Below are 24320 nucleotides of genomic sequence, written 5' to 3' on the forward strand. Positions count from 1 at the left end.
GAAGGCACAGGGCGCGAATACATCAAAGAGGCCGAGGTAGCACCTCATCAAGAGCCCGGATATAAGCACGCAATCACACTAATAATGCTAAAAGTGGCTTGTACAATTGGAGGAGTCCATATAAGCGGTTTACTTTTATCCATAAAGCGGCGGATATCTTCAAATAACATAAGGCACTCTATCGGCACTCTTCCATTTTCATTTACAATAGCGGTAATTTTGCCTTTAGGGAACTTCTGTCCATCTTTATGGCTGATTATTGGTGCATAAGTCGTTGCACCATACTGATCTGTAATTACACGTTGATAGCGTAAGTTTATCTCTGAGTAATCAAAGCAACAATTTCCGAACTCATCTCGTTCGGTACAATGAGGTATATCCAAAGTGAATGATACTTTTTGTTTTTCTCTATCAAAATAAACGCATTTTTCTCCAACGAAGGTCGACAAATAGGGAGTAAGATTGACCAGAGCAAAATTTGATAACATTAACCAGCCTATTACCGTTAAGTGTTCCATCCACGGTATACCTTCAAATAAACAAACAATAATAGTGCTTAAAGAACCTAATAGTGCAGTCGTTGATAAAAGAAAAGGAGCAAGTAGTACTAGCCTAACAACAGAATTGCCGATACTGTAGCTTTTGAAACGGTGGGGCTTATGGAAGCGTTTATCATAAATGGTATCAATCATACCCGCTGCAAAGCTTACGCCAGCCCTCTTTTTGTGCGACCCAAACGTTTTTGCATTTAAGTAACAGTTATAGTGAAAAGAGCTAAGCATCATTCTTCTTGAGTCGTCTCTTCAATCTTTTTCATCACCAATTCCATTTTGATTGACCATTATCGGCTTACCAGCTCTCGATCCAATTTTACATCGGTTTTGATGTTAATAGCTGCATAGCAATCAGCATAAACTCTCTTTTAGCCCCCGCCTTTTCTCTTTTTTTGCCATCTGGTTTCCAATAGTTCCAAGGTTCGCTCAGCTCAGGAAGAGGTTCGGTAGGGTGTAACTCATTAAGCTCCAAGATGGGTTCAAATAATTTGTTTCCTATCTCAATTTGTTGCGTCAATGACATCTCGCTCCAATAGCTAGCAGGTCTACCTATCGCTTTATCATGCTCCGCTGTAACTGGATCTAGATGCCTAAACCCCTCATACTCTGGCGATTCAGGGAGTGGCTTACTTTTATCCATAAAGCGGCGGATATCTTCATACAAAATATCGCACTCCATTGTGCTACGAGCATTTTCATTGACTATCGTTGTCACTTTAGCTTTGGGGTATTTATAGCTATCTTTATGACATATAATCGGTACATATGTCATCGCGCCTGTTTGATCTGTAAAAACATGCTTAATATCTAATTTAATTTCTGAGTAATCAAAACAGCAATGCCCAAATTCATCACGCTCTGTGCAATTTGGAATATCAAAAGTAAAGGACACTTTTTGTTTTTCTCTGTCAAAGTAAACATACTTACCAATCATAAAACTAGAGAGGTAAGGCATTATGTTAACTAAGGCAAAATTAATCAGCAATAACCAAGCTATCACTTGTAAATACTCAAGCCAAGGTTTACCCGTGAATAAACATTCGATAAGCACCAAAATATTGATTAACATACAAGATGTTGAAAACAAAAAAGGGCTCAAAAGAAATATTCTCACGACCGAACTATCCCCACCGTAACTTTTAAACCTATGGGGTTTTTTAAATCTTTTACTATATTTACCACCAATCATATCAGCAGTAAAACTCACTCCTGCTCTAGCTTCATAACGCTCAAACGTATTGATGTTTAGATAATAGTTATATTTGAAGTCTGTGCGCAACTTTAACCTCCTATCATTTCAAGTTCGCTATCAAACCTTAAGCGCGCTTTGAAATCAACATCACTAACATACCCTCCCCTAAGACAGTCTTCATCGATCGAGACTGAATAACTCGCTTTTATCATTTTATTACCGTCATTATCTTTTTGATAAGTCGGCAGGTAGGACTGCAACCCCTTTACATACTTCAAATCTCCCTGAATTGGAGAAGCCCCTTTATATTTACCCTTGACTTTAAACTCCATCATTAATTCCAACTCAGACGTACCGCTAATAAAATCAACCAGATCAACTTCTATAATGTATTCAGTACTACTTATCTTGTTAACTAACAACTTTGGAGTTAAAAGTATTTTAATAATATGCGTGAAGTACTTATTCGGATTATCAAACTTTTTGTACTCTCTATCTCCACTATCTGCTAATTCAGCCTTATTTACATCCACACTGCCAAAAGGTCCTAATTTACACCAGCGCTCAATCGCTGAATCTGTCCACATCGCTGATAAAACGGTAAATACAATCGAACCTACAAAGAGTGCCCAGCCTATAGGTCCCATTGCGGCAAAAAAAGTTCCAAAGACAGCGCTCGCAAGCCCTAACCCAGCCGAAATAACACCAGCAACTCCAGCGTCAGAGTCCCCCTTACTTAACAATTTCTGAGAGTCGCAAAATTGGACATACGCTGTGAAAATACCAGCTATACCCGTAGCACTTCTCAATGCGGTCAATTTAACATCGAATTTTTTTAGACTGAAACGCTCCTTTGTAAGCTTTTCAGTAAACTTGGAATCGTCATAGTTTTCTAATACAGCTCCCACTGCAACCAGCCCTCCTAAAACTAATGATAAGTGCTTTGCGAATCGGTAGTATTCATCACCTTTCTCTGCTGCAAACTCTTTCTCATAGTCCATATAGGTTTTTATGACTGTAATCCCCGTGAGCAAAGCAAGTGGAATAGAGGCAAAGCGTTTTCCCTCAAATTCGGTTACTTGACGTGGTGTATAGTTAATTGTTTTGAGACCTCGTTCCGCTCTTATAATGTTCTCTTCATAAATCTCTTCCCTAGAAAAGTTGGATGCGAGTCTGGTGAGTACTTTACCTCCTACATTCGTGTGGTCTTTAAAGGTCCCTTCAATATCAATTACTTCATCTAGCATATTTTCAATTTCGGCTCTCACCACACTTGCGGGCAAGGTTTTAAACGTCTTGTAGCCTTCAAGTTCATTGCGAAGTCGCGTAGCTATCGTTGCAATATGGTTACCATGAATAGGCTTTCCCGCCTTTCTTGCTGCCAAAGCCTTTGTTAGAGCGTGCTCAGATTTAGCATGTTGTTCACCTAACTCTGGTATCACTGTTCGGTTTTGTTTCTTTGCTTTATCTATATCTCTTTGTTGTACCTTAAAGGCTTCAAATAAAGGGTGCTTAGTCATAGGTGCTGTGATGACTACGCGGTTGGCAGGTACATTATTAAAATCGTGCAATTCAATATCACTAAAGGTGCTTAAGCTGGCACTTTTTGCTATGGCTCCTACCTTATGATAGAAACCTATATACTGATTGGCATCTGCAAGCGTTCTATTTGCGAAGCTTTGTTGCCAGTATATAAGGTTTTCACTTAGCCCTTTCTCAACTACTTGGAGAAATCTAAGCTCAAGAAATAAAAAGGGATACTCGTTTTTATCTATGTCTCTTTCAAACGCTGCTTGCGTCAGCTTTTCAGGATTATAAGCACCAAACTCGCTTCGAATATTATCAACGATGTAATTTTCTGATTTTAAATCTTCGCCATACAAATCTTCTCGTGGCGTAAATTGAACGCATAACCATGAATTATCGTCCGCGTGAAGCTCCGAAGTGAAATCTTTATAACCTTCGTGTATTTTTTTAATCTTTTCAGCAATAAACTTGCGGACTTGATGGTCAACCAATGCAGGAAAGTAAATAGGAAATGTTTTTTCAGAAATATTTAAGCTATTTAAGTGCCCGTACGCACATTCAAATGCATGTCGATAAGCAAGCGGCGACAAAAGGCTCAAGTCCCAGTAGGCGGCGGTGAAGCTGGTGGGTGGCGCTATCTGATTATTTCGACAGGTATCCGCCAGATTAATCTCTTTTTGTTCACCGTATTTGCCCTCAAAAAAATGAAGAAGATCCTCTCTAAAGCGTAAAAATTGCTTAATTTTAGTGATAAGGTTCGGCAATTCGTTCGGCGTGTGGACTAAATGCTTTTGCAGCTTTTCAAGACTTAGGCTCTCGCCTATCTTTCTAGTTGCTTCTGATTGTTTATCATTCTTTGTATAAACTAAGTTATGTCGAGTTTCTGGTCCATCGAACCCCCGCACTTGATAAGTTTCCATCTCAGATTCAAAAAGCTCAGGGTTTGCAAACATGGTTGAGGCAAGGAGTGCGGAATCGTAAAAGTCTTGGGAAGCTAGGTGGTTTTGATGCTGCACAAACGCCAGATATAAGACATCACCCTCGAGCTTTAAATTTTGTACAATCCCCAAAACGTCATGAAAATAGATACAGGGTTCACCGTCTTCGTTGGCTTTTAGGTTTTCAATACTGTCCCAGTTGGGGGCTGATGAAAAATCGATGGTTTGCATCCGCTCGCTACGATAGGTCGAGGCTTTACCTTCGTCTGGGCACTTTGACGTCATTGGCTTTTTATCAAAGCGGCTGTCATCAGGTTTCATATCTCCAAGTGCGCTGATGTAATCCCACGACCATTGCACGCGTGAAAAGGCAACTTGATATGTCATGGTTTCAACTGAAGTTGAATCTGAGAAGAGGCCTTTTGCGCGAATTGGCAGTGTGAGTCTTGGCATGTGCGTGCCGTTGTTGGGCCTGAAGCTTTGACCGTGATACTCACGAAGGTCAACTTCACTGAGCATACCACCTGAAATGGCGGCTATTTCTCGCCACAAATAACCATTAACAAAAAAGTAGTAGTAACCAACCGGCTCATCTTCTTGAAATTCTTTTTGATCTTTAAACATGGGCACGTATTCAGGTGCCTTTGCTTTATTAATATCAAGCGAAGCTTCTGAAAATACACGTAGTTCTACCGTCTCCACAAAAGGAATTTGGTCATCCGGTTTTGGTGATGACGCTCGTTGAACTTCAGCAAAACCAAGTGGCACAGTACAATCTTTGCCATTTAATCCTTGAAGTTGCAATTCCAGCATACAAGGTGCTTGCTCGTCGTTGAGTTCCGTATTAAAAATATGTGCGCCCATGCTTTATTGCCCTCCCTGTTCTAGTTTTTTTTGTTGTTTGTTTGCGCCTTGCTTTATCACGAAATTTCCCTGTGAAATAAGACTACGGCTGCTTTGGTTATTTAAACCAAATGCACTTTGGATTGGATCTTGTTCAGTACCCGTTGCATCTCTTTTCGCCACTGACAGTGAACTAGGGGTCGCACCGCCCGGTTGATTCAAGGGAGAAGGTGGCGTGTTTTTACTGTTAGAGATCATAAGATCTCCTTGGCGTACGGCGGGTTTTCCTTCGATATACACATCAAAAGAGCTGGTAATAAACTCTGCTTTGCCTTTGATTGTGCCACTGGCAATGCCTTTCTTTTTACCGGGTTGGTCACCTGTGCTTTTTGAAAAGTTACTTTTTATATTGGCTGCAGGGTTGCCATTAATTTTTACCGAGCTGGCTGTACTTGCCGCGTCTTTGGATTTGGCCATATTACAGTAAGGTATCGGCACCACTACTTTACCAATTTGAGTCCAGCAAACATCTATCGTCGTGAGCGCGCCACCGCTATCTTTGTGTACTGCGGTGCGACCATTAATTAATACGTTTTGGCCGCTTACGATGCCGACTTGCTGTGCTTCGCTATCTACGTCTTTTTCAATTTGTTCCTCAGTGCCAGCTTGCCATCCGATTTTGCGTTCAACCAAATCTAAAAATGCTCGAGCATTGTCGACCGGTTTGTGCATATCCATGCCAGTATCTGGCTCTTGATGAGGTAAAATTGGCTCGTTTTTTTCGTCGTTCCAGTTTGGCGGTGGGACAATATAGTCACTGGCAAACTCAGTTATCATTTCACCCAATACCATATCGCCATATTTAGCGCGCGCAATCTCATCTATAAATGCGTTTTCACCGCTGGCCTTGTCAGGAAATACGGCTATCCCATTTACACAACCAATGGCACCATTATTTTTCGCTGCGATAGTAAGCTTTAGCAATGCGGGATTACTATGTCGCCACGACACACTCCCGCCTACTCTCAGCGTTGCAGACATGGCATCTTGATCGTACTGAATCGAATCTGGCTCTTTTCCCTTTACTGCTGCGATAAAGCTCATAACACACTCCTTGTTACTGAGATTAATTGTGGTTTTTCTTGCTCTGTGATCAGCCACACTCTTTCAATGTGGCTATTTAACGGGTTGTGTAAATAACTGCTGGCAACCGCAAGCCCCATTGCATTATGGCCAGCGCCAATATAACCAATGGTATTTGCCGTGTTGTTGAGTTCAATTAACGCGTCGTGTTCTTGGTACAAGACGCGGCTAGCATTAAGCCATTCTCTTTGCCACTGCTCACTAAGTAAGCGGGTCGAAATATAAGGCTCGTTTATCTCTGCGTGCAGCTCTTTTAATAGCTCACCTAAGTCGCCCTGGTATGCTTTGGTTTGGCATGCATTTTTATTAGCACTTGTACCAAGCAATGCGCAACCGCCTTCACTTAATACAACACCTTCAGGGCCGCCAACAACTTGTAGCTTGCCTACCCAGTTTGGTTTTGACGCTTCATCATAACCAACGCAACTGTCTACAAATACATAGAGGCTATTTGGCAAGAGCGAATCAATATCAAGCGTTTGATGCAACTGAATATCATCAACGTTCAGCTCAAGATGGTCACAAAGCGTCCTAACATCGGACAGTTCTATATATGGCTCTTCTGCTTTTGTGTTGGCAGTAACTAGATTAATGGTGCCATCCCACGCGTTGGCACTACCATCAAGCCGTTGCTTAGTCTGGCTTAATAACGATTCTAGAATGGTTAAACAGCGGTCTTTACGTAGTGTGACCGAGACTTCTTCAATTTGTGCGCGCAAGTATGGGGCATCTAGACTTATATCGTATCTAACAATGGCTTTGCTTGGCGTGCAAAAGCGCATGTTATTTGCGACGGCGGTATATAAAGCACTGGGGTGGTTACCAGCGGGGGTTTCTAGCGCGATTAGTTCAAACTGCATGTGCCACTCCTTGCGCTTGCGCCTCTTCTACTAAGAACACACTGTTACTGCCCGTTTGGCTCTTTTTTACCCTTCCTCGCCAGATTAATGAAAACAGCTGTGTTTGCGAGTCAATTACCAGCGTATCACACTGCATATCAATAGCCGTGGCGTCTGGGCCATTAACCAAACGACAGCGAGGCACGATTCTGGGCAACGTTAGCTTTAGGCTTTGTCCATAAGGTAAATCTGGTGTCAAGCCCATCATATCAATCCACCAGCCATCACTAAATAGGTTTGGAGTTTGTTGGTCTTGCGGCGCGACTTGATAATGCGCAGCGGGGACTGCTGCTTTAAATGGAAACTTACCCGCGAGGGCTTGGGCTTCGTCAACCTCAGGAAGTTTATCCACCCTTGGCGACCAAAATGGTGGGATCGCTGCAAAACTTGCAACCGCAGTGTCGTGACTCGGCTTTTTTAATACCTGATTGGCATATTCCACTTGTGGCAATGGTTGGCCTTTCGCTTCTTTATTTTTGAGCTTATAGCCACGACCAAGGGGATTTTGGGTTGAAACTTGTTCTTCATCCGACGGACTTGTGCCGCCATAGGCAAGTTGGTAATTTAATACACAGGGCGATAACACTTGTGGATCGCTCGCCACAGGCCCGAATAGCGATCGCTTCCACACACGCTCACCAGTAACTCGAAGTAATTTATCAACAAATACCCTGTCGTTACAGCCGAGTTTGAGTCCAACTTCAATCACTCGCGCTTGCTTATCGGTTGGTGGAAAACAGGTCAATTCACCGTATACTTCAAAACCGGTTTTATAAGGCTGAACTTCGCTAACGGCGGTTAGGCAGGCTTCAAGCCCCTCACCGTCAAAGTCATCAGCAAGCACAACTGGCGCTCCAGTTGGATCGGGATATACATTACCCTTTACGTCGTATTCAAAGTTCTGCTTCACAGCGACGACTACGATGGGATCTTTTTCCTCATCCCAAGCCTCAACCGTGCTACTTTGCCACTCGGATTCATTCACTAGCATGGTTCAACTCCTGTTTCACTGATTGCCATTGAAGATAAGCCATCGGCATGTAAAAAAGCGCAGCGCCAAGTGCATGCGAGGAAATTTTGGAAAGCTTGCGCTGTATAGCAAGGCCAGCCAATCCCTGTTGTAACCAAGCCGCTGGCTCAGAGACTTTACGCCCTGCGAGTTGATGTTGGATATTCGCCGTAATTAGGGCTTGGCGTTCGTATTCTGCTCGCTTAAAACTGGGTAATTTTTGCGATTTTTGAGACTTAACGCCAGTTTGTGCATCACTTATTGCAAATTCTTCAGGCAAGTCGAGAGCGGTGATTTGTTTCCACGCCTCGTAAGCTGGACGAGCAGTACTGGGAACTTCGAGTAACTTAACTAGATTTTGTAACGAACGGGTATGAGAAAAGTACGGAAATACTTCTGCAATGTAGCTTGGATTATGCTGACAATAAAGTAAGCATGGTTCATCCCATTTTGGCTCATCGAGTAAACCTGCCAGCTGCAATAATTTTGCTTTTAGCGCGGCATCATCGGTCATCGCAAACCGCTTTACTAGGTGCTCTGAAAGTTGCTCTGTATTACACAACCACATATTTACCAATGCCGTGTAGGCAATTTCAGGGTTGCTATGATCAAGCGCGGCCATGAGTTGGTGGCGCGACAAGTTAGCCGTACTAAATGCTAAATAGATAAGGCTCGTAGGCCAATTTTCATCTGTTGATAAAATTCGCTGCCTGAGTGCATCACCAAAATCAATGCGCCATGCTGATAAGTTATGCATGAGCAGCTCAGCAAGCGCAGGCTCGCTGTTAATCGCCGTGATGATTTCACTAGCTTGATCTTCAAGCGCTCTTGTACCAAAGAGATGGTTAATAAGTAACAACAGCTGTGGTGAGTCAATCTCTTGGGTTAACGTAAATACATCATCAATCGACCCGTGTGCGATACAATCAAGTTGTGAGTGGTTTATCCAGTGTTCTTCGTCCGTCGCAGCTAAGGTATACACATGATTTAATAGTTGTTTTTCAAGGGCATGTAAACGCCCGGTCTCAACTACTTGGCGTGCATTAAACTTTTGATAATGACGCCAAAGCGACTTGAGTTGTTGACGGTGAACGGCCAATTTGGTTGCAGCTAAAAACATAGTCACACCATATCAGCTTAATTTAATCGAATTGGCCAGCCTTGGAGGCTGAGATCTTGCTCAATATCGGCGTTTAGCAGTTTACCTTCAAGCTGTATCTCACCATTGCCGTTAATTGCTATGCTGCCATTTTTGGTTTTGACACAGACTTTTTGCTCGCCATTTAACACCACAGTGCCGTTGTTATTTGTCACCGACGCTGCCGGAAAGTCTTGCGGTGCAGCTAAGCGACCAATAACGATAGGCATTGCCACACTATGTAGCAACACTTCATCGTCAATACTTACGCGTGTCACACTGTCTAATTGACCTTTAACCTTCATTTCTACATTAGATTCGTCACACTTCACTCGTAACACTTTGCCTAATTTATCAATGGCAGATACACGCCATACGATATTACTCAACGATGGTGGAAATTGTACGACATTGGTTTTCATAGACTTTGCTCCCTGCTTAGTTATGGCTAATTGCAGAGCCAGACACTGAAATGTTGCTGGCGCTTAAGTTCAAGTTGTTCGCATCAATGGTAATATTACCTGCCGCATCTATTTCTATTTTGCCGCCGCCTTGAGAAAGCTGAATTGAGCCGCTACCTTGGCCAACGATAGAAATGTTTCTATCGGCATTGATAGTGAAGTTACCATTTTGTGCCGCAAGCTCGACGTTACCATCAACACTGAAGTAACTGATGTCTTGCGCGGCCTCTAGGTTGATGGATTGTTGCGCTTCAAATTGAATATTGCTGTCAGCAGACTGAATTTTAATGTCGGTATCTGCGGTGAGTTGAATCGCCTCTTTGGCATTGATCTCAATATTGGACTCGATACTTTGGATATAAACAGCATCTTCTGCGCGAATGCTTATTTCTTTGTCGGCTTGTGCCACAATATTCGCTTGTGATTGCAGCGTCATCGCTTCTTTCGATTTAATATCGATGTAACCTTTTTTGGTTTCAAGCTTGATAAATTCGCTGCCTTCGGTGGCATTAAATTCGAGCATGTTTTCTTGCGCTTTGGTGAACAGTTGGATTTTCTCTTCGCCTTGTTTGTCATCCATCAACAAGGTGTTTTCTGCCTTTGTTACCAATTTATTTTCAGTAGCATTCTCGGCTGTCACCGGGCTTAGTGCTTCATCGTTAAATAGCGCACCGAGAATAACCGGTCTGTCTAAGTCACCATTTTCGCCCGCCACCATAACCTCGGTTCCTTTGTTTAGAGGAAAGTGCATGCCGTGCCCGCCAGGTCCACCATAGTGCTGCATAAGCCGAGTCGGTTTACTCTCTTCCCCTTCACCATCTTGGTTAAATGGCAGCTTGACTTTATAGCGCCCTTTGTCATCCACTTCTTGCTCAATGGTGGCGTTAAACGATGCAAATACCTTTTTGCGCTTAATAACAGGCGCTTTAAACTGCACATCAATTGGGATAATCGTCGCTTGGTTTTTATAGGTTAAGCCTTTTACCTTGGAGCCGTATTCAACGCTGCCGCCTTGACAGCCTTTGTGGGCAACGGACACCACTAAGTAACGACCACTATAATTAAGGTGATCGGTTATGGTTAAAGCTACGCCCGGGCGAAGCGCTCGGCAGTCGGTATCGATAACAAAAACATTTCTCCGGCAGTCGATGCTTTGCTGGTGTACTTTGGTAAGCGCATCGCCATCTCCTTCAGTCATGAAGTTTTCCGCAAATATACAGTCTTCACCAAAGCCACCAACCTCTGATTGATTATTGCTATTAACAGACAGTGCGCAGCCTTTTTCATAGTCTTCGTCATACAGCCTAAAGCCGCTATTTAGTAGGCTCGCTTTTTTAGAAAAGGCAAAGACAGACTCACTCGGTCTAACTTGTCCGGTGGGTGACGCATAAGGCAAGGTGATCTCTTCCATCTCTGAAGAAAAATCACTGCTACTGCCAAACACCGACAGGTTGGCTTGGCTACCCGTAGACTCTGTGCTGCCGTAAACAAAACCGTAGCGGCGCATTAAACGCGTTACAAAGTCAAAATCACTCTCGTCGTATTGCACTGTCATGGCAAGGGATGGTGATGAAGCCTTAAATTGTAATTTTCCTGACGGGAACCCTGCCTTATCTAACACGCTTTTAATAATTGCATCCGCAGGCATGTCGGTAAAAACGCGATTAGATCGCTGATGTTTGAGCAACACCAAAAGTGATTGAAAAGATAAGGTATAGACGTAGCCTTGATGACTGCGACCATGGCAAACATATTCGGTAATAATTCCCGAAACCGTTCTGTCAGACATGGCCCACGTAATGGAAAATGTAACATCTTTACCAATCACCAGATCAGGCTCAATTAGCTCTTCACTTAACACCTCAATATCGAAGCGATAGTCACTGCATAGGCTGTCATTCTGTGATTCAAAACTCAATACTTTAAATAAACTCCCAGACAGCCCCGCAATTTCGATTGCAAAGTGACTTTCGTTTGCCTTAGGCAGTTTATCGGCAAGTGATGCGAACATTTCCATTTTTGTCTCCTTACTCGTATCTACCGTTAACTTAAGTCGGCGAATACGGCTTCAATTTCACCATTTTCATCCAGTGTCAGCGTCAGCAGATCTGGCATATCTTCTTCGCTCATAAAGCCCAAAATTGAGCGAGCGATCCCAGGTAAAATTTGTTGTTCAATTGTTGCGTTAACCAATCGTGCGCCGCTATCAGACATAGCGCATTTATCGGCTAGATAATCCAGCGCCGTTTGATCTACGCGCAGTTGTATTGCGTGATTGTCACGAAGTCGCGCCGCGACCTTCTCAAGCTTTAGTGCCACGATATGTTTTAACACATCAGTATCAAGCGGGAAGAAAGGCACAACCTGCATACGCGCTAAAAGCGCAGGTGCAAAATGCGCGAGCAAGTTTGGCTTAATTAAGCTGACTAGCTGCTGAAAGCTCGGTCTCTCAAACGGTGTTTCTTCTTCGTTGTTGTCTTGTGCTTCTTCGTCTTCAGGTACGCCTTGCTGAATGATCCCATCCACCATTTGCTGCATGGCTTGCTGCTCGGTTTCTGGTGTACAAGCATTGATGATTTGCTCAGCCCCTAAATTAGAAGTCATGATGATAACCGTGTTTCTAAAATCGATTTCACGCCCTTCACCATCACGCATTACGCCCATTTCAAACACTTGATAGAACATATTCATGACATCTGCGTGGGCTTTTTCCACTTCGTCAAGTAACACCACAGAATATGGACGTTGACGCACAGCTTCGGTCAACACCCCGCCTTCACCATAGCCTACATAACCCGGTGGCGAGCCTTTAAGTTGTGATACCGTATGTGCTTCTTGATATTCACTCATGTTTATCGTGGTTAAGAACTTCTCGCCACCAAATAGTAGTTCGGCTATGTGTTTTGCAGTTTCGGTTTTACCAACCCCTGAAGGACCCGCTAATAAGAATACGCCCAGTGGGCCAGATGAGGCCGATACACCCGCTTTTGCTACCCGTAAGGTTTGTGCAATCGCAGTCAATCCTGCATTTTGCCCCACAACACTTTGCGCTAGTGATTGCTCGAGCTTAAGTAAGTTCTCCAGCTCGTCTTTCACCATGTTACCTACAGGGATCCCAGTCCAACTTGCGATCACTTGCGCTACCGTATCGCTGGTCACTTCGGAGAAAATCGCGTTATCATCTTGATTTAACGCAGCAAGCGCTTGTCTAATCGCAGGTTTCTCTTCGTCACTCGCACCGTGCAAGGCGTTATAAGCATCAATTTGCAGCTCTCGACCTTGCTCAAGCTCAGCAAGCTGCTCTTGGGCTTGTGTAAGCGCATCGGTGAGACTTTGAATACAGGTTTGATCTGCAATCCCAAGCTTTGACTCAATTGCCAAGCGTTCAATTCTGCTTTGATAGTAACGGATCTGCTCTTTGGCTTTATCAATCACCACAGGCGACGTTGCCGGTCCCATTCTGACCATAGCAGCTGCGGTATCTAGTACATCAATGGCTTTGTCAGGCAATTGTCTACCTGTGATATATCGAGCTGACAACGTAACCGCGGCTTCAATTGCACTGTCTGTGATTTGAATTTGGTGGTGCTTTTCGTATTTATCTTTCAGCCCCGTTAGCATGAGCTTTGCAGCTTGCTCGGTTGGCTCATCGACTTTAATTAATTGAAAGCGGCGTTCAAGCGCAGCATCGCGCTCAAAATATTTTTTATATTCGCTCCATGTCGTTGCAGCAAGTGTTCTTACTTCTCCACGTGCAAGCGCAGGTTTTAGTAGGTTTGCGGCATCTCCCATACCAGCATCGCCACCAGCACCAATCAAGGTATGCGCTTCGTCAATAAACAAGATAACGGGGGTAGCTGAGCTCTTTACTTCATCAATGACTTGTTTAAGACGACGCTCAAATTCACCTTTTACACCTGCTCCAGCTTGTAGCAGACCCATATCCAGTACGCAGATCTTAACTTCTTTAAGTTCTGGTGGAACTTGCCCTTCAACAACGCGCTGAGCAAGTCCTTCTACCACTGCCGTTTTACCAACACCGGGTTCACCGACAAAGATTGGATTATTTTTACGGCGACGACACAACACATCGATTGCGAGACGGATCTCTTCGTTGCGCCCAAGGACTGGGTCAATTGCACCAGAACGTGCTTTTTCAGTGAGGTCTTCACAAAATGCTTCTAGCGCGCTTTCACCTTGTGAACGGCTATTCGACACTGTGTTGTCAGCATTTGGCTTACTGAATACTTGACGCTCAGTCGAGCCTTTACAGATCTTATTTAAATTCTGCTTTAAGAAGTGCGTATCAATCTTGTCGAACTCGCGCGCCAGTCCAAATGCAGGGCTGTATATCGCCATGTCTTTGAACGAGTCAATCAGCGCAGCTCCTGTGATCCAATCATTTTGATGGCGCATGTTTGCACTGAGCCATGCTTTTTCTAACCACTCATAGAGGCGACGGGAGAAAACCGGCTTGCTCGGGTTACCAGCATCTTGTTGATTGATAAATTCGAGCGCACTATTCCACAATGCGTCTTGATCAACTTCGAAGAAAGGTAAAATCTTCGCAACATCGCCGTCATTGTGCTCTTCCATTAACTTTAATAGGTAATGCTCTGGTAGCACTTCAAAATGCTTTCGACTCGCTGCGAATCCAGCCGCGGCTTCTAACGCTGTCGCGCTGTGATGATTGAGTTTGTCTATGAGATTCTTTATGCCTGTTGCGTCCATCTTTTAATCCTTGCTATTCCCGTTCGCATTAAAACTGTGATTGTGAATATATTTTCTTCTCTATGCGTGCGTTAACTTTACCTATCGCACAACTTACCCCAAGCTTGCCAGCCCCTAACCGAGTGCCCTCGCGCGCTTGGCGATTGATCTGCACTAACAGTTGCCAATTCATTTTGGTTGAGGTGTGCCAATTTAATAATTGTGATAACCGTTTCGCCTTTACACCACCTGGCTCATATAGCTGTGCCTCAGCCTCGTCCATTGGACCAAGCTCAATGCAAATACGATTGCCGGTGACCAGTACGCGTTTACCCAATACGCCATTGCCACCCAATGAAAAACTGCTTTGTTTTGAGCCTAACTTGCCCGCTTCGGTAATATCTTCCCACTCAACGATATTGTCTTTTAGCGTTAAGCTTTCGTCTTGTAGCGCTTGCTTTAATACTTGCTCAAGCCCAGCTGCACTGGTTTGTTTAGCACTAATAAGATTTAGTTTGCTCTTATCTGACTGATTATTTTCAAATACTGCAGCAACTATCTGATCAAATTGCTGCGCACCAATGCCTGCGAGATTAATCTGAGACTTCTTCCAACTTTGAAATAGCTGGCAATACAATACATGATTAAAGAGATCTAAAAATGCGCGTGTTCTAGCACCTATCTCTTCATCTCCTGCGGCTTGCTCTAATAAGTAGTGCGGCATCGCAGCGTCAACGCCATATAAACCGAGAAATGACGTTTCAAGCCTCAATTTACCTCGTTGCCTTACTTGCAATTCGCAGCGTCTAACGTCTGAGGCTGGAAACCCAAGTTCTTTATACGGTGCAATTTCAACGCGATGACTGTGGCCACTTTGTAACTCGTTATTGCTAGCCCAGTGCTGTTCAATAAGCGTTAGTGCCTTATACAAGCTAAAACGCCAAGGTGTGGCCATCAATTTCGCTATCGGCTCTGGCAGTTTTGCCCAAATGGGTTGGTTTTGCTGCTCCATCATTTACACCTGATAACTATCGCCTGCCGTCACATCCCACTCCCACTCGTGGTAACTTGGCAGCAGCGTAACTCGGGTTTTTAAGCACTCGTTAATTGGCGCATATAATTTAAAGAACTGATGCAACACATCGCAAAAATGATACGCATCAGCTGTGCAAACAAAGCTCTTTTCGTTTAGGGTTAAATGGATCTCTATCCCTTTAACAAACACGCCCTTTTGTAGCAATGAGATAGGTTTAGATTCAGCGCCTTGGATACTCTCAATACGGTTTCGATTTTCAGAGCGCTCCGACCAATCAAACAGTGCCAATAGCTTTTTCAGCTGGGTTGGCTCTGCCAGTTGAGAAAAACGCATATTCAACAAGCTAATGAGCTGCCAATGTAAAGCCTGATCAGGAGAATTAAGCAACTTACTCGGTCTTACGACATTTTTAACGCTAAGTACCGACGGTACATCAGCGCTTTGAGCATTGATATCGCCTTCTTGCAGTGTTTGCCTTGGCCACGCCGCGTTATGCGCCAACAGATCAGTCGATAAAGTAGTAATATCACCCACTTCTTGCATTGAAAGCTGAATGTACGTCTGTGGCGATACCCCGCCAATATCTCGGCTTATCAGTGAATACAAATGGGCGTTATCTTCATATACCGTGCTATACCGAGAAACAAAGTCGATGGCTTCTCCAGTGCTACTGCTTGCGCCTTGTACCGACTTAACGCTATAACAAAAACTTTCTCCAAGCTTATTTTGCACCGGATGCAGTTGGTATTCGGTTTGGTTTTCGCTGACTCGGATAGGCTCCGCATCTACCGGGTAGATATTTACCGCGGGTACACAATTAAGCAGGATATTATCCGCATTTACTTTGTTACCGGGCGGTAATTTAATATCACTGGCTATTTTGATGCTGATGGTATTAGTGTCTGGATCAATATTTAGTGTATCCAGTCCCGTTAGTTCAACAAAATAGAACTTTTCACGAGAGTTAAAGTAATCAAGCAGCAACGCATATGCGGGATGACTCTGTTCGCTATTCGGCAGCATTCCGGTGCTGTCTTTATGAAAAGCAGCATCAATTTTTGACTTGTTCAAGGTATATTGCGTCGTACTGCCAAGTTTTCCTGTCTCAACCTCTATCGCTGCGTTTGGGTTCTTCATCATTTGATAAAGACTGGCACAAAGCGGCGTGTCACCACGTAAATACACCCGCAATTTAGAGAGATCGTAATCATCTAAACTGCCTTGGCCTAACCGCTTGAGGTGCAGGTTTAATGTCGCACCGGTATGGATCTCATGATAGTCCACGGAGTAGATCTCAAACGGCAGCACTTTCGTTTCTGCGGTGGTAGTAAAGTGGCAAGCCACAGGAGCGTTGTCACTTTTATGGGAAGAGATTTTCGCGCCTTTTGGCACACTCACTAGCCCTTGCATGGTGAGTTTTGGCGCAAACTCTAGTACCGTCGTGGACGGATAATAGTTTAATAATATTGGGCAAATCTGTCTGAGTACTTGCTCAGACACTTCAGGTAAGGTCTCGTCTAATCGTTTTTGCGTAAATGCTGTTAGGTAAGCGACTCCTTCGAGCAAGCGCTCAACATGAGGATCTCTATCCTTTAATGCGTCAATATTTAAAAAGCCGGCGTGTTCAGGATACTGCTGAGCAAATTGTTTACCTGCCTGTGTTAACAGCCTCATTTGTGCATCAAAATATTGCTGCATATCCATTAATCTGCTCCTCCTGCATTGACGTTTGCTTTACCACCTGACGCAAACTTAGTATTCAATCTGATTATCTCGCCGGTTTTTAATTGCGCTCTTATCTCAAATCGAATCACACAGTTTTCCTCTTTTATGTCGATGGGTCGAACGATGAGGTTGGTAATTCTTGGTTCGTACTTTTCTATGGTTCTTTTTACTTCATTGGCAAGTGTTTGCTGCGAATAAGGTAGTCCTTCATATAAATCTTCCACATCCGGTAAACCGTAATCACCTAAGTGCTCAAGCACTCCCCTACGCGCATTCAACAGTTGCGTTAGGTGTTTACATACGCTGTCGCTTAGATGCGATAAATTGTTATCGCTATAGGCTTGGCGTGATGGCTGAGCTAGCAAATCAAATAAGGCCATAGAAAAATACGCTCTCTATTCATTATGCGAACTAGTGTAAGCTTGAAAAGGAGGCCAATAGGCCTCCAACACTCGAAATTAACGACCTTCAGTCCATGAGTCAGAGAACTCAATGTTACCGTCTAGGTACGTCCAAGTGATGCGCTTGTAACGCATGTGCACTGTTTCAAGGTGAGGATAACGCTCCTTATCCAAATCTTTAACGTTGTGCATTGTTGGCGTGATTGAAGTGATTTTCACGTCTTCAAGCGTATGGCGGAAGTACTCACGCTCAGTACCCGTGTCATCAATACGGTACCATTTAAGCTCAAGTTGCTTTAATGTTTGACCGTTTGAACACGCTTTGTACATGTACGGAGTAGCAGCATCCACAGCTTTTGTGATAACAAAAGGCTCGTGCTTACGAGTACCTGTTAGCTCGCCGGTGTCGTTATCAGTTGGGATACGCAATTCGTGATCGAAATGCAAAATCTCAATTGAACCTTCACGCTCAGCTACAGTTACTGAACCTTTAACGTCGTTACCTTGGTCGTCCTTTAACCACATATACGCTGGAATTGCCATTTTTAATTTCTCCTTTTAAGATAAGATGTTTCCTAATTATTAAAGGCATTGATCAAACGCATGTTTTTCACGTTTGATCCCCAAACAAAGCGCCACGCTTTATGCCAATTTGGGAACATGTCCCAAGTTGGTGGCAGCCAACTTGGGGCAATCTTTCACTACATGTTATAAGTCACCACGTAATTCCATCACTAAGGTCGCCGCATCAAATGGCGTTTTTAGTATATCCAGCTGCAAAAAGTGCTGCTGAACCGCTTCGGGTAACTGTTTAAATTCGAATTTAGATCTAAGCTCTTCATTCCATCTAAGCGTCACAAAACTGTCTACCGTGATCAGATCATCCTTTGGCGCCGTCTGATTGTAATGCTCAACTGCTTTTAAAAAATTTACATCATGGTCTTGCATACAATCATTAAGCGCCACGTAATGCAGGTAATTTACTGCCTCTACGACTAATTCTGTCTCGAGTTTGTCTGTCTCTAACTCGCTTGGGCGAACGCGTGGAGTATACTCAAAACACGTTTCCATCGCTGCGGTGTAAGAGATAGTTGCTTCTTGTAATTTCTTTTTTGCGAAAAAGAGCTCTGGTGTCATCTCCTGGCTATATGACAAGTTAGTCACCAAGACTGTACTTAGTACCATCAACCAGTTACATACTTTTCGTTTAAACATGACAATCCTTTGCCTCATCGCTTCTTGTCTAAAGCTACCTTCTCAGCCTTAGATAGGTTTATTCACTTATGTTGGCGGTCTTTATCTATCGCTAGGTTGTTGACTAACGAGCTCAAGGCGCACGTCACTTCCACCGTTTAACGCATGCACTAAAGTGCATCATGGAAGTATAAATCGTTTTAACTTTACTCAGCTTTAATAGGTTTTCCTATAAAGCTTCTGTACTTAACTACAGGCAAGGAAAATAAAATTAAAATCCAGATTATATTCCCAAAAAACAACATTTCAGACGAGGTATAACCGCCCAAGTAAAACTCGTTTAACAACGAGTATATATTTGCAAACCACCACACCCAAACTACCAAAATCCATATTCTTCGACTTAACACACGAACTTGTAATATGAGCAATAAGTTTGCTGCCAAAACCAAGTTATCTAAGACAAAGATAACAATATCTACAAACGCAACGCTAATCTCAGACGAGGTAAAAAGCTGATTATCGTATATTAAAAACACAGTTAAAGAACACTGCACTAAAAGTATAACCTTCCAAATAACATGGTCTGCTTTTATGTTCATAAATATACCATTTAATACCAGAAACCATATTAAACTTGGTCTTTTTATTAGTAACTATTTTCCATTATTGCGCTAATCAACCTAACCCGGTTTGAAACTTCTTCCTTTTTCACTTTTAGATGCAAGCTCAACTAACATCTCAAAAGCGCTTGCCGATACTTCTGAGCCTCTACAATTAAGGTTCAATGTCATGCTTAATAATGGGCAGCATTCACTGCCCTAAATACGCTTCATTGGTTCTTCAGGTGGCCTTCATTTTTCGCCAGGCATTTGTCCAACGAGTGCGAGACGTACGTCGATACCTTCCACTTGGAAATGTGGAACCACATACGTATTCACACGGTAATAACCAGGATTACCCGGGATCTCCGACACAGTCACGTTGGCATCTTTTAACGGGTGCGTAGCAATTAGAGACTCGTCTGGATTATTCATCTTAGTAACTAATGCACCTAACCAATCATTAAGTTGCTGTTCTAGCTCGTGACGAGGTTTGCTGGAGCCGATATTTTCACGCTGGATCACCTTCATATAGTGCGCAATACGCGATACCAAGTAGATGTAAGGTAATCTTGCATTGATCCGTGAGTTAGACGTTGCTTCTGGCGTCTCAAAAATTTGCGGCTTTTGCGCGCTATTTGCAGAAAAGAAACACGCAAAGTCACTGTTTTTGTAATAGCTCAGAGGGATAAATCCTTGGTTTGCAAACTCTAGCTCTTTGGTCTCAGAAATAAGTACTTCCGTTGGGATCTTAGTTTCTTGACCACGGCCTGCCTCAAAAGAATGCAGGGGGAGATTTTCAACGCGACCACCAGATTGTGGGCCACGAATATTTACTGCCCAACCATTTTGGTGGAAGCTACGGACAATATTTGCCGCGAACGCAAATGTCGCGTTACCCCATAGATAACGTTCGTGATGCTCGCTGCTAACGTCTTCTTGATAGTTAAAATGGCGAATTGGATTTAAGTCACCGTATGGTAAGCGCAGTAAGAAGCGTGGGAACGCTAAGCCAATGTAACGTGCATCTTCTGATTCACGGAAGTTCTTCCAACGTAAAAACTCAGCACGCTCCATGTAAGAGCCCAAATCCTGAATTTTTGATACTTCTTCAAGCGAATCTTTTAAGAAGAACTTGGCACCAACACTGCCTAAGAAAGGACAATGTGCTGCTGCAGACACCCTTGAAATTTCTTGCAATAACGACACATCCGGCGCTGAACAATCAAATTCAAAGTTTGACACCATAGTCGAAATTGGCTCGCCCCCTGGTGTGTCATACTCAGCTGTATACACTTGCTTATAGAGCGCAGATTGCGTGGTATCTGGTGCTTCTTCGAAGTCGTCACGTAGTGTTTCTTTATCAACATCAAGTAACTCAAGCTTTACGTTTGAGTTATTTGGACAACGATTCACCAAATAACGCAGTGAACGCCACGCCGACTCTACTTTTTGAAACTGCGGATGATGTAAAATTTCGTCCAGCTGTTCAGAGATAATTTTGTCGACTTTAGCGATGTAGTCATCAAGTAATAACTTGTCGATACGTGACACTTCTTTGCTGTCATTAGTGGCCATGTCTAAAAAGACATTGATAGCAGCAGTTAAGCGCTCATTGGTGTCTGTTTCCGCAAGATTATTAGCATCACGGAAGTTATCAATGCTGATTTCACTTGAAACCGGCTCAATAGACACAAGATTACAAATTGTTTCATAAGCTGAAGCTGTCAACGTCTCTTCTTTACGCGCTTCAACGTTTAACGTTTCTTGCATATTCATCGGTTTGTGTCCTTACTCTTGCGGTTGTTTTTCTTGCTCAGACAAAAGCGGCGCCAGCTCATTAAGGCGTGCTTTTAACTCATCAAGTTCTGGTTTGTTTTGCAAAATGCGCTCAAGCTCTTTTCTCAGCGTTGAGTTATCAAGCAAGTTAGATTTCAGATCACGCAATAAGTTACGCATTGACATCATCTTGTTAAGCTCTGGTACTTGCGCTGCAACCTGCTCTGGATCGAATGACTTAAAATCATCAAACGTTAGGTTAATACCGATTTCACCATCACCTGCGATTTTGTTCGATACTTGAAACTTTGCCTTTGGTGACATGTCTTTAAGCACTTGCTCTAAATTATTTTTATTAATAGCAATACGCTCACGCTCAGCGAGGTCACTGTCGTTTTGGCCGTTGGAATAATCACCGACCACCAAAACTTTCATCGGTAGTTCACTCTTTTGCGTTGCACCTTCGGTTTCCAGCTCAAGCGCTATATTAATCCGCGCTCTTGGGATCTCTTTTTGAAACGTATCAGACATAGTCTTTCCTTATTTAATCAGTCGTTGCGCCTGCCGTTACAAGCCCAGCGGTTAACAATCAAACCCAGTCAATCGCTGAGCTTACTTTGGTTACGAGCATCTGCTGCTTTATCGCGGTTGCTCGTAGGTCAAATTCATCCCCTTGCTCCAAGGATACTGCTTCATTGCATTGCTTGGCATAACGCCAAACCTCTAGAGCAAACGACTCGTGCCATAGGTCCAGTCGGTACTGTTCAATGTCTTTAAGCAGCTGCTCAAACATTGGATAGGCAAGATCAGCGCGTTCACTGCGCATCAATAAACGTGCTTGATATAATCTTTGCTTTGCAAAATCGAACTTGTCTTGTGCAAACCCTTCCATTAGCTGCAGTGCTTGCGAAAGCTTATTTTGATCAACAAGCGCCTGCGCTTCTTTAAATTTATCTAACCAAATCTTCTGATTGCCATCAGTGCTTGCACCTTCACCTTGGCTTAGTAATTTATGTTCGCCAATTCGCTCGCGATTTGCTGCTGAGCAAAACTCACTTCCATCTTCATATTTAAGACTGAGCAGTGTTGGGTATTGATCAGCGATTGCGGCGAGTTCTAAATCGATCCACTGTGCTTCTTTAAATAACTTGAGCCCTTCGAGTGCAGCGATGGTTAGCCTTTGTAAATTAAGGTTAAAATGCATCGCCCCTTCCATGAATAAGGCTTCTGCCTTTTCTAACGCTTGGGCAAAGTTCTGTGCAGCTAAGGCGTTTTCAATAGGCACAAATGCTGCTTGCCTTGGGGCTGGTAAGCGCGTTTTCAACTCATTATCGTGTGGTGGTAATGCAAGCGTCCCCCACCTCACTGCACGTGCCAAGCGAATAGCTCGCATCCAATTTTGGCTTTCTTTGTCATACGCCAATAGTTTGCGAACTTGCTCTGTATAAGCCGAGTCTGACTGCGGTGCTTCCACGGCAAGAGCAAGTGTGGAAACTGGCTTTGAAGCAACAGCCGTAGGCTGTGAAGTCGCCGCTACAGCTTGCTGTACTTGAGGCTGCTCAGCTGTGACCACCTCATGCTTCTCGACAGCCTCTTGTACCGTCGCAACAGCTTGTACAGGAACTGGTTGCGAAATCAAACCTTGCTCACACCAGTGTTTTAAATCAGCAAGCGGACCTGAATCTGCATCAAGTATTGCCACGGATTCTGTTGCATACTGTTCAAGTACGCGCTTTAACTCTGGCCACTGCTCCGGCATTGTCGCACTGTGCGCTGTCGCAACACCAAGTAAGCGCTGTTGTTGTTGTAAGAACCAAGTATGAACCGATGCTCTCGCACGTTCTTTCACTGGGTGGATCTGCGCCTGATATTGTTGCAAAAGCTGATTAAACAAATCTAACGAGTGGATCAAACCTTCGAGCCCAAACTCATTAGTAGCGGCCAATGCTAGATACGACGCAATGCGAATATCTTTGGTCTGCTTTTCTAACAGCTCTGATGCCAAAATAAAGTTAGCTTTGAAGTCTGGCTCAGCAACACCTGACGAAGAGGCTTTTAGTAATTTAAATGACTCTTCGTATTTTAAATCGTCACCGCATGGCATGCCGCCTAGAGGCGCTAATAAATTTTCACGCCACTGCTCCCAGCTCTGATACTTATGTGGTTGACTCATAACTTACTCCAACTTCTTAGCGCATCGAAAACACTCATATTTGATGCTTTTGCCAATTCATACATATGGGGTGTCACCGGATGTTGTGGCAAAGTCCCTGTTAGATTAATGGTTGTCGACAAGCTATTGTGCTCAAGCCAAACTGACGCAAAATACGAGGCCGGCATAGGTCTGCAATACACCACCAGCGAAGCTTTCTGGCTCAATTGACCATAGTTGTAAAAACACCAAGGCTGCCAGTGATGATCGGCCACCATATTGGTGATTAGATGCAGCCAAAATGCACCTAACAACTGGGTATCTTCACCCACCTGTGGCATCGGTAACTTCAATCCGAACTGACAACGCAAACAGCCTTGGGTTTTGATCATTTTGAGCGCCGACATCACTTGGCTGATTAATTGTGCTCGCTGGTCAAGATCTTCTAGTTCAAGCGCATCCCATACACGCTGTATCGGTGAAGCTCGTAGTGAAGACATTGCCTTATCAAAATCAATCGGTTGCGAAACCAGCTCACTTACCTGCTTAAGCTCCTGTGCGCTATGGCGCATTTGCTCAACACTACTGCAGTTTCTGATCAGCTCATGGTTTAAACCTAATGATTTAAACGCATTACCACATTCGCTAAATAAAAATGCAGGGTTTTGTTTGTAGTCCGCATTACTCGATAATACAAATGAGCAAAATGGGTATTGTCTTCCACTTTTATCTTCGCTTGGCTGTAATGTGCCTAATAAACAGTTTTCGTCTTGACCTGAGGCGATAAAAAATAGCGTTGACTGCTCTTTTTGAGAAGCTGCATCTTTTATCAACGCCTGTCGGCTCATGTCTGCGTAACCTTCTTGAAGCCAGCGTTCAAGCGCTATCGCTTCTCTTGAGTCAACGTTAAACTTAATAAAGTCCGCTTGAATTGGGTTCTTACCCATAAATCCAAATGGCTGAGTCGTTGGCACCTTGGCGACTTTCTTATTATTAAAAAAACCGAACATGCCTGTG

Annotated in this window: 20 protein-coding genes; all 20 read right to left on the reverse strand. The window is 43.6% G+C overall.

Features of this window, described 5'->3' with window-relative positions:
* Positions 1–47: 47 nt before the first annotated feature.
* Positions 48–692, reverse strand: coding sequence for a hypothetical protein (locus tag NH462_RS16945; RefSeq protein WP_253106768.1), 645 nt, complete (start codon positions 690–692; stop codon positions 48–50).
* 178 nt (positions 693–870) lie between these two features.
* Positions 871–1761 (reverse strand): hypothetical protein, encoded by an 891-nt coding sequence (locus tag NH462_RS16950; protein ID WP_253106770.1) that lies wholly within the window; start codon positions 1759–1761, stop codon positions 871–873.
* 74 nt (positions 1762–1835) lie between these two features.
* Positions 1836–4835 carry a hypothetical protein gene (locus tag NH462_RS16955; protein WP_253106772.1) on the reverse strand — a complete coding sequence of 1000 codons (3000 nt, stop codon included), beginning with the start codon at positions 4833–4835 and terminating at the stop codon, positions 1836–1838.
* A 243-nt stretch (positions 4836–5078) separates the two neighbouring features.
* Positions 5079–6158: a DUF4150 domain-containing protein gene (locus NH462_RS16960; RefSeq protein WP_253106774.1), complete on the reverse strand. Its 1080-nt coding sequence runs from the start codon at positions 6156–6158 to the stop codon at positions 5079–5081.
* Positions 6155–7057, reverse strand: a complete 903-nt coding sequence (locus NH462_RS16965; protein WP_253106776.1) for a hypothetical protein — start codon at positions 7055–7057, stop codon at positions 6155–6157. Before NH462_RS16965 ends, NH462_RS16960 begins: the two co-directional genes overlap by 4 nt.
* Positions 7047–8087 (reverse strand): DUF2169 domain-containing protein, encoded by a 1041-nt coding sequence (locus NH462_RS16970; RefSeq protein WP_253106778.1) that lies wholly within the window; start codon positions 8085–8087, stop codon positions 7047–7049. Before NH462_RS16970 ends, NH462_RS16965 begins: the two co-directional genes overlap by 11 nt.
* On the reverse strand, positions 8074–9225 hold the full coding sequence (locus tag NH462_RS16975; RefSeq protein ID WP_253106780.1) for a hypothetical protein: 1152 nt from the start codon (positions 9223–9225) through the stop codon (positions 8074–8076). Before NH462_RS16975 ends, NH462_RS16970 begins: the two co-directional genes overlap by 14 nt.
* 17 nt (positions 9226–9242) lie before the next feature.
* Positions 9243–9665 carry a hypothetical protein gene (locus tag NH462_RS16980; RefSeq protein WP_045963381.1) on the reverse strand — a complete coding sequence of 141 codons (423 nt, stop codon included), beginning with the start codon at positions 9663–9665 and terminating at the stop codon, positions 9243–9245.
* A 16-nt stretch (positions 9666–9681) separates the two neighbouring features.
* Complete coding sequence (gene tssI, locus NH462_RS16985) at positions 9682–11721, reverse strand: type VI secretion system tip protein TssI/VgrG (protein WP_253106782.1); 2040 nt, start codon at positions 11719–11721, stop codon at positions 9682–9684.
* Between the two features lie 26 nt (positions 11722–11747).
* Entirely contained in the window at positions 11748–14435 is a 2688-nt protein-coding gene (gene tssH, locus NH462_RS16990; RefSeq protein ID WP_253106784.1) for a type VI secretion system ATPase TssH, read from the reverse strand.
* A gap of 28 nt (positions 14436–14463) precedes the next feature.
* Positions 14464–15429 carry a type VI secretion system baseplate subunit TssG gene (gene tssG, locus NH462_RS16995; protein ID WP_253106786.1) on the reverse strand — a complete coding sequence of 322 codons (966 nt, stop codon included), beginning with the start codon at positions 15427–15429 and terminating at the stop codon, positions 14464–14466.
* Complete coding sequence (tssF, locus tag NH462_RS17000) at positions 15430–17154, reverse strand: type VI secretion system baseplate subunit TssF (RefSeq protein ID WP_039495808.1); 1725 nt, start codon at positions 17152–17154, stop codon at positions 15430–15432. It abuts the gene before it with no gap.
* Complete coding sequence (gene tssE / locus NH462_RS17005) at positions 17154–17555, reverse strand: type VI secretion system baseplate subunit TssE (RefSeq protein ID WP_039495807.1); 402 nt, start codon at positions 17553–17555, stop codon at positions 17154–17156. Before tssE ends, tssF begins: the two co-directional genes overlap by 1 nt.
* Positions 17556–17633: 78 nt before the next feature.
* Positions 17634–18119, reverse strand: a complete 486-nt coding sequence (locus NH462_RS17010) for an Hcp family type VI secretion system effector (protein ID WP_010377064.1) — start codon at positions 18117–18119, stop codon at positions 17634–17636.
* A 165-nt stretch (positions 18120–18284) separates the two neighbouring features.
* Positions 18285–18791, reverse strand: coding sequence for a hypothetical protein (locus tag NH462_RS17015; RefSeq protein ID WP_253106787.1), 507 nt, complete (start codon positions 18789–18791; stop codon positions 18285–18287).
* 185 nt (positions 18792–18976) lie between these two features.
* A complete protein-coding gene (locus tag NH462_RS17020; RefSeq protein WP_253106789.1) occupies positions 18977–19372 on the reverse strand; it encodes a hypothetical protein in 396 nt (131 codons plus the stop codon).
* 252 nt (positions 19373–19624) lie between these two features.
* On the reverse strand, positions 19625–21151 hold the full coding sequence (tssC, locus tag NH462_RS17025; RefSeq protein ID WP_010377056.1) for a type VI secretion system contractile sheath large subunit: 1527 nt from the start codon (positions 21149–21151) through the stop codon (positions 19625–19627).
* Positions 21152–21163: 12 nt separating this feature from the next.
* The gene (tssB, locus tag NH462_RS17030) at positions 21164–21682 is read right to left on the reverse strand and encodes a type VI secretion system contractile sheath small subunit (RefSeq protein WP_039495804.1); all 519 of its coding nucleotides are present in this window, start codon (positions 21680–21682) and stop codon (positions 21164–21166) included.
* 58 nt (positions 21683–21740) lie between these two features.
* Positions 21741–23324: a TssA family type VI secretion system protein gene (locus NH462_RS17035; RefSeq protein ID WP_253106791.1), complete on the reverse strand. Its 1584-nt coding sequence runs from the start codon at positions 23322–23324 to the stop codon at positions 21741–21743.
* On the reverse strand, positions 23321–24313 hold the full coding sequence (tagF, locus tag NH462_RS17040) for a type VI secretion system-associated protein TagF (protein ID WP_253106793.1): 993 nt from the start codon (positions 24311–24313) through the stop codon (positions 23321–23323). Before tagF ends, NH462_RS17035 begins: the two co-directional genes overlap by 4 nt.
* Positions 24314–24320 lie beyond the last annotated feature (7 nt).

It is taken from the genome of Pseudoalteromonas sp. OANN1 (genome assembly GCF_024124685.1).
Lineage (GTDB): Bacteria > Pseudomonadota > Gammaproteobacteria > Enterobacterales > Alteromonadaceae > Pseudoalteromonas > Pseudoalteromonas piscicida.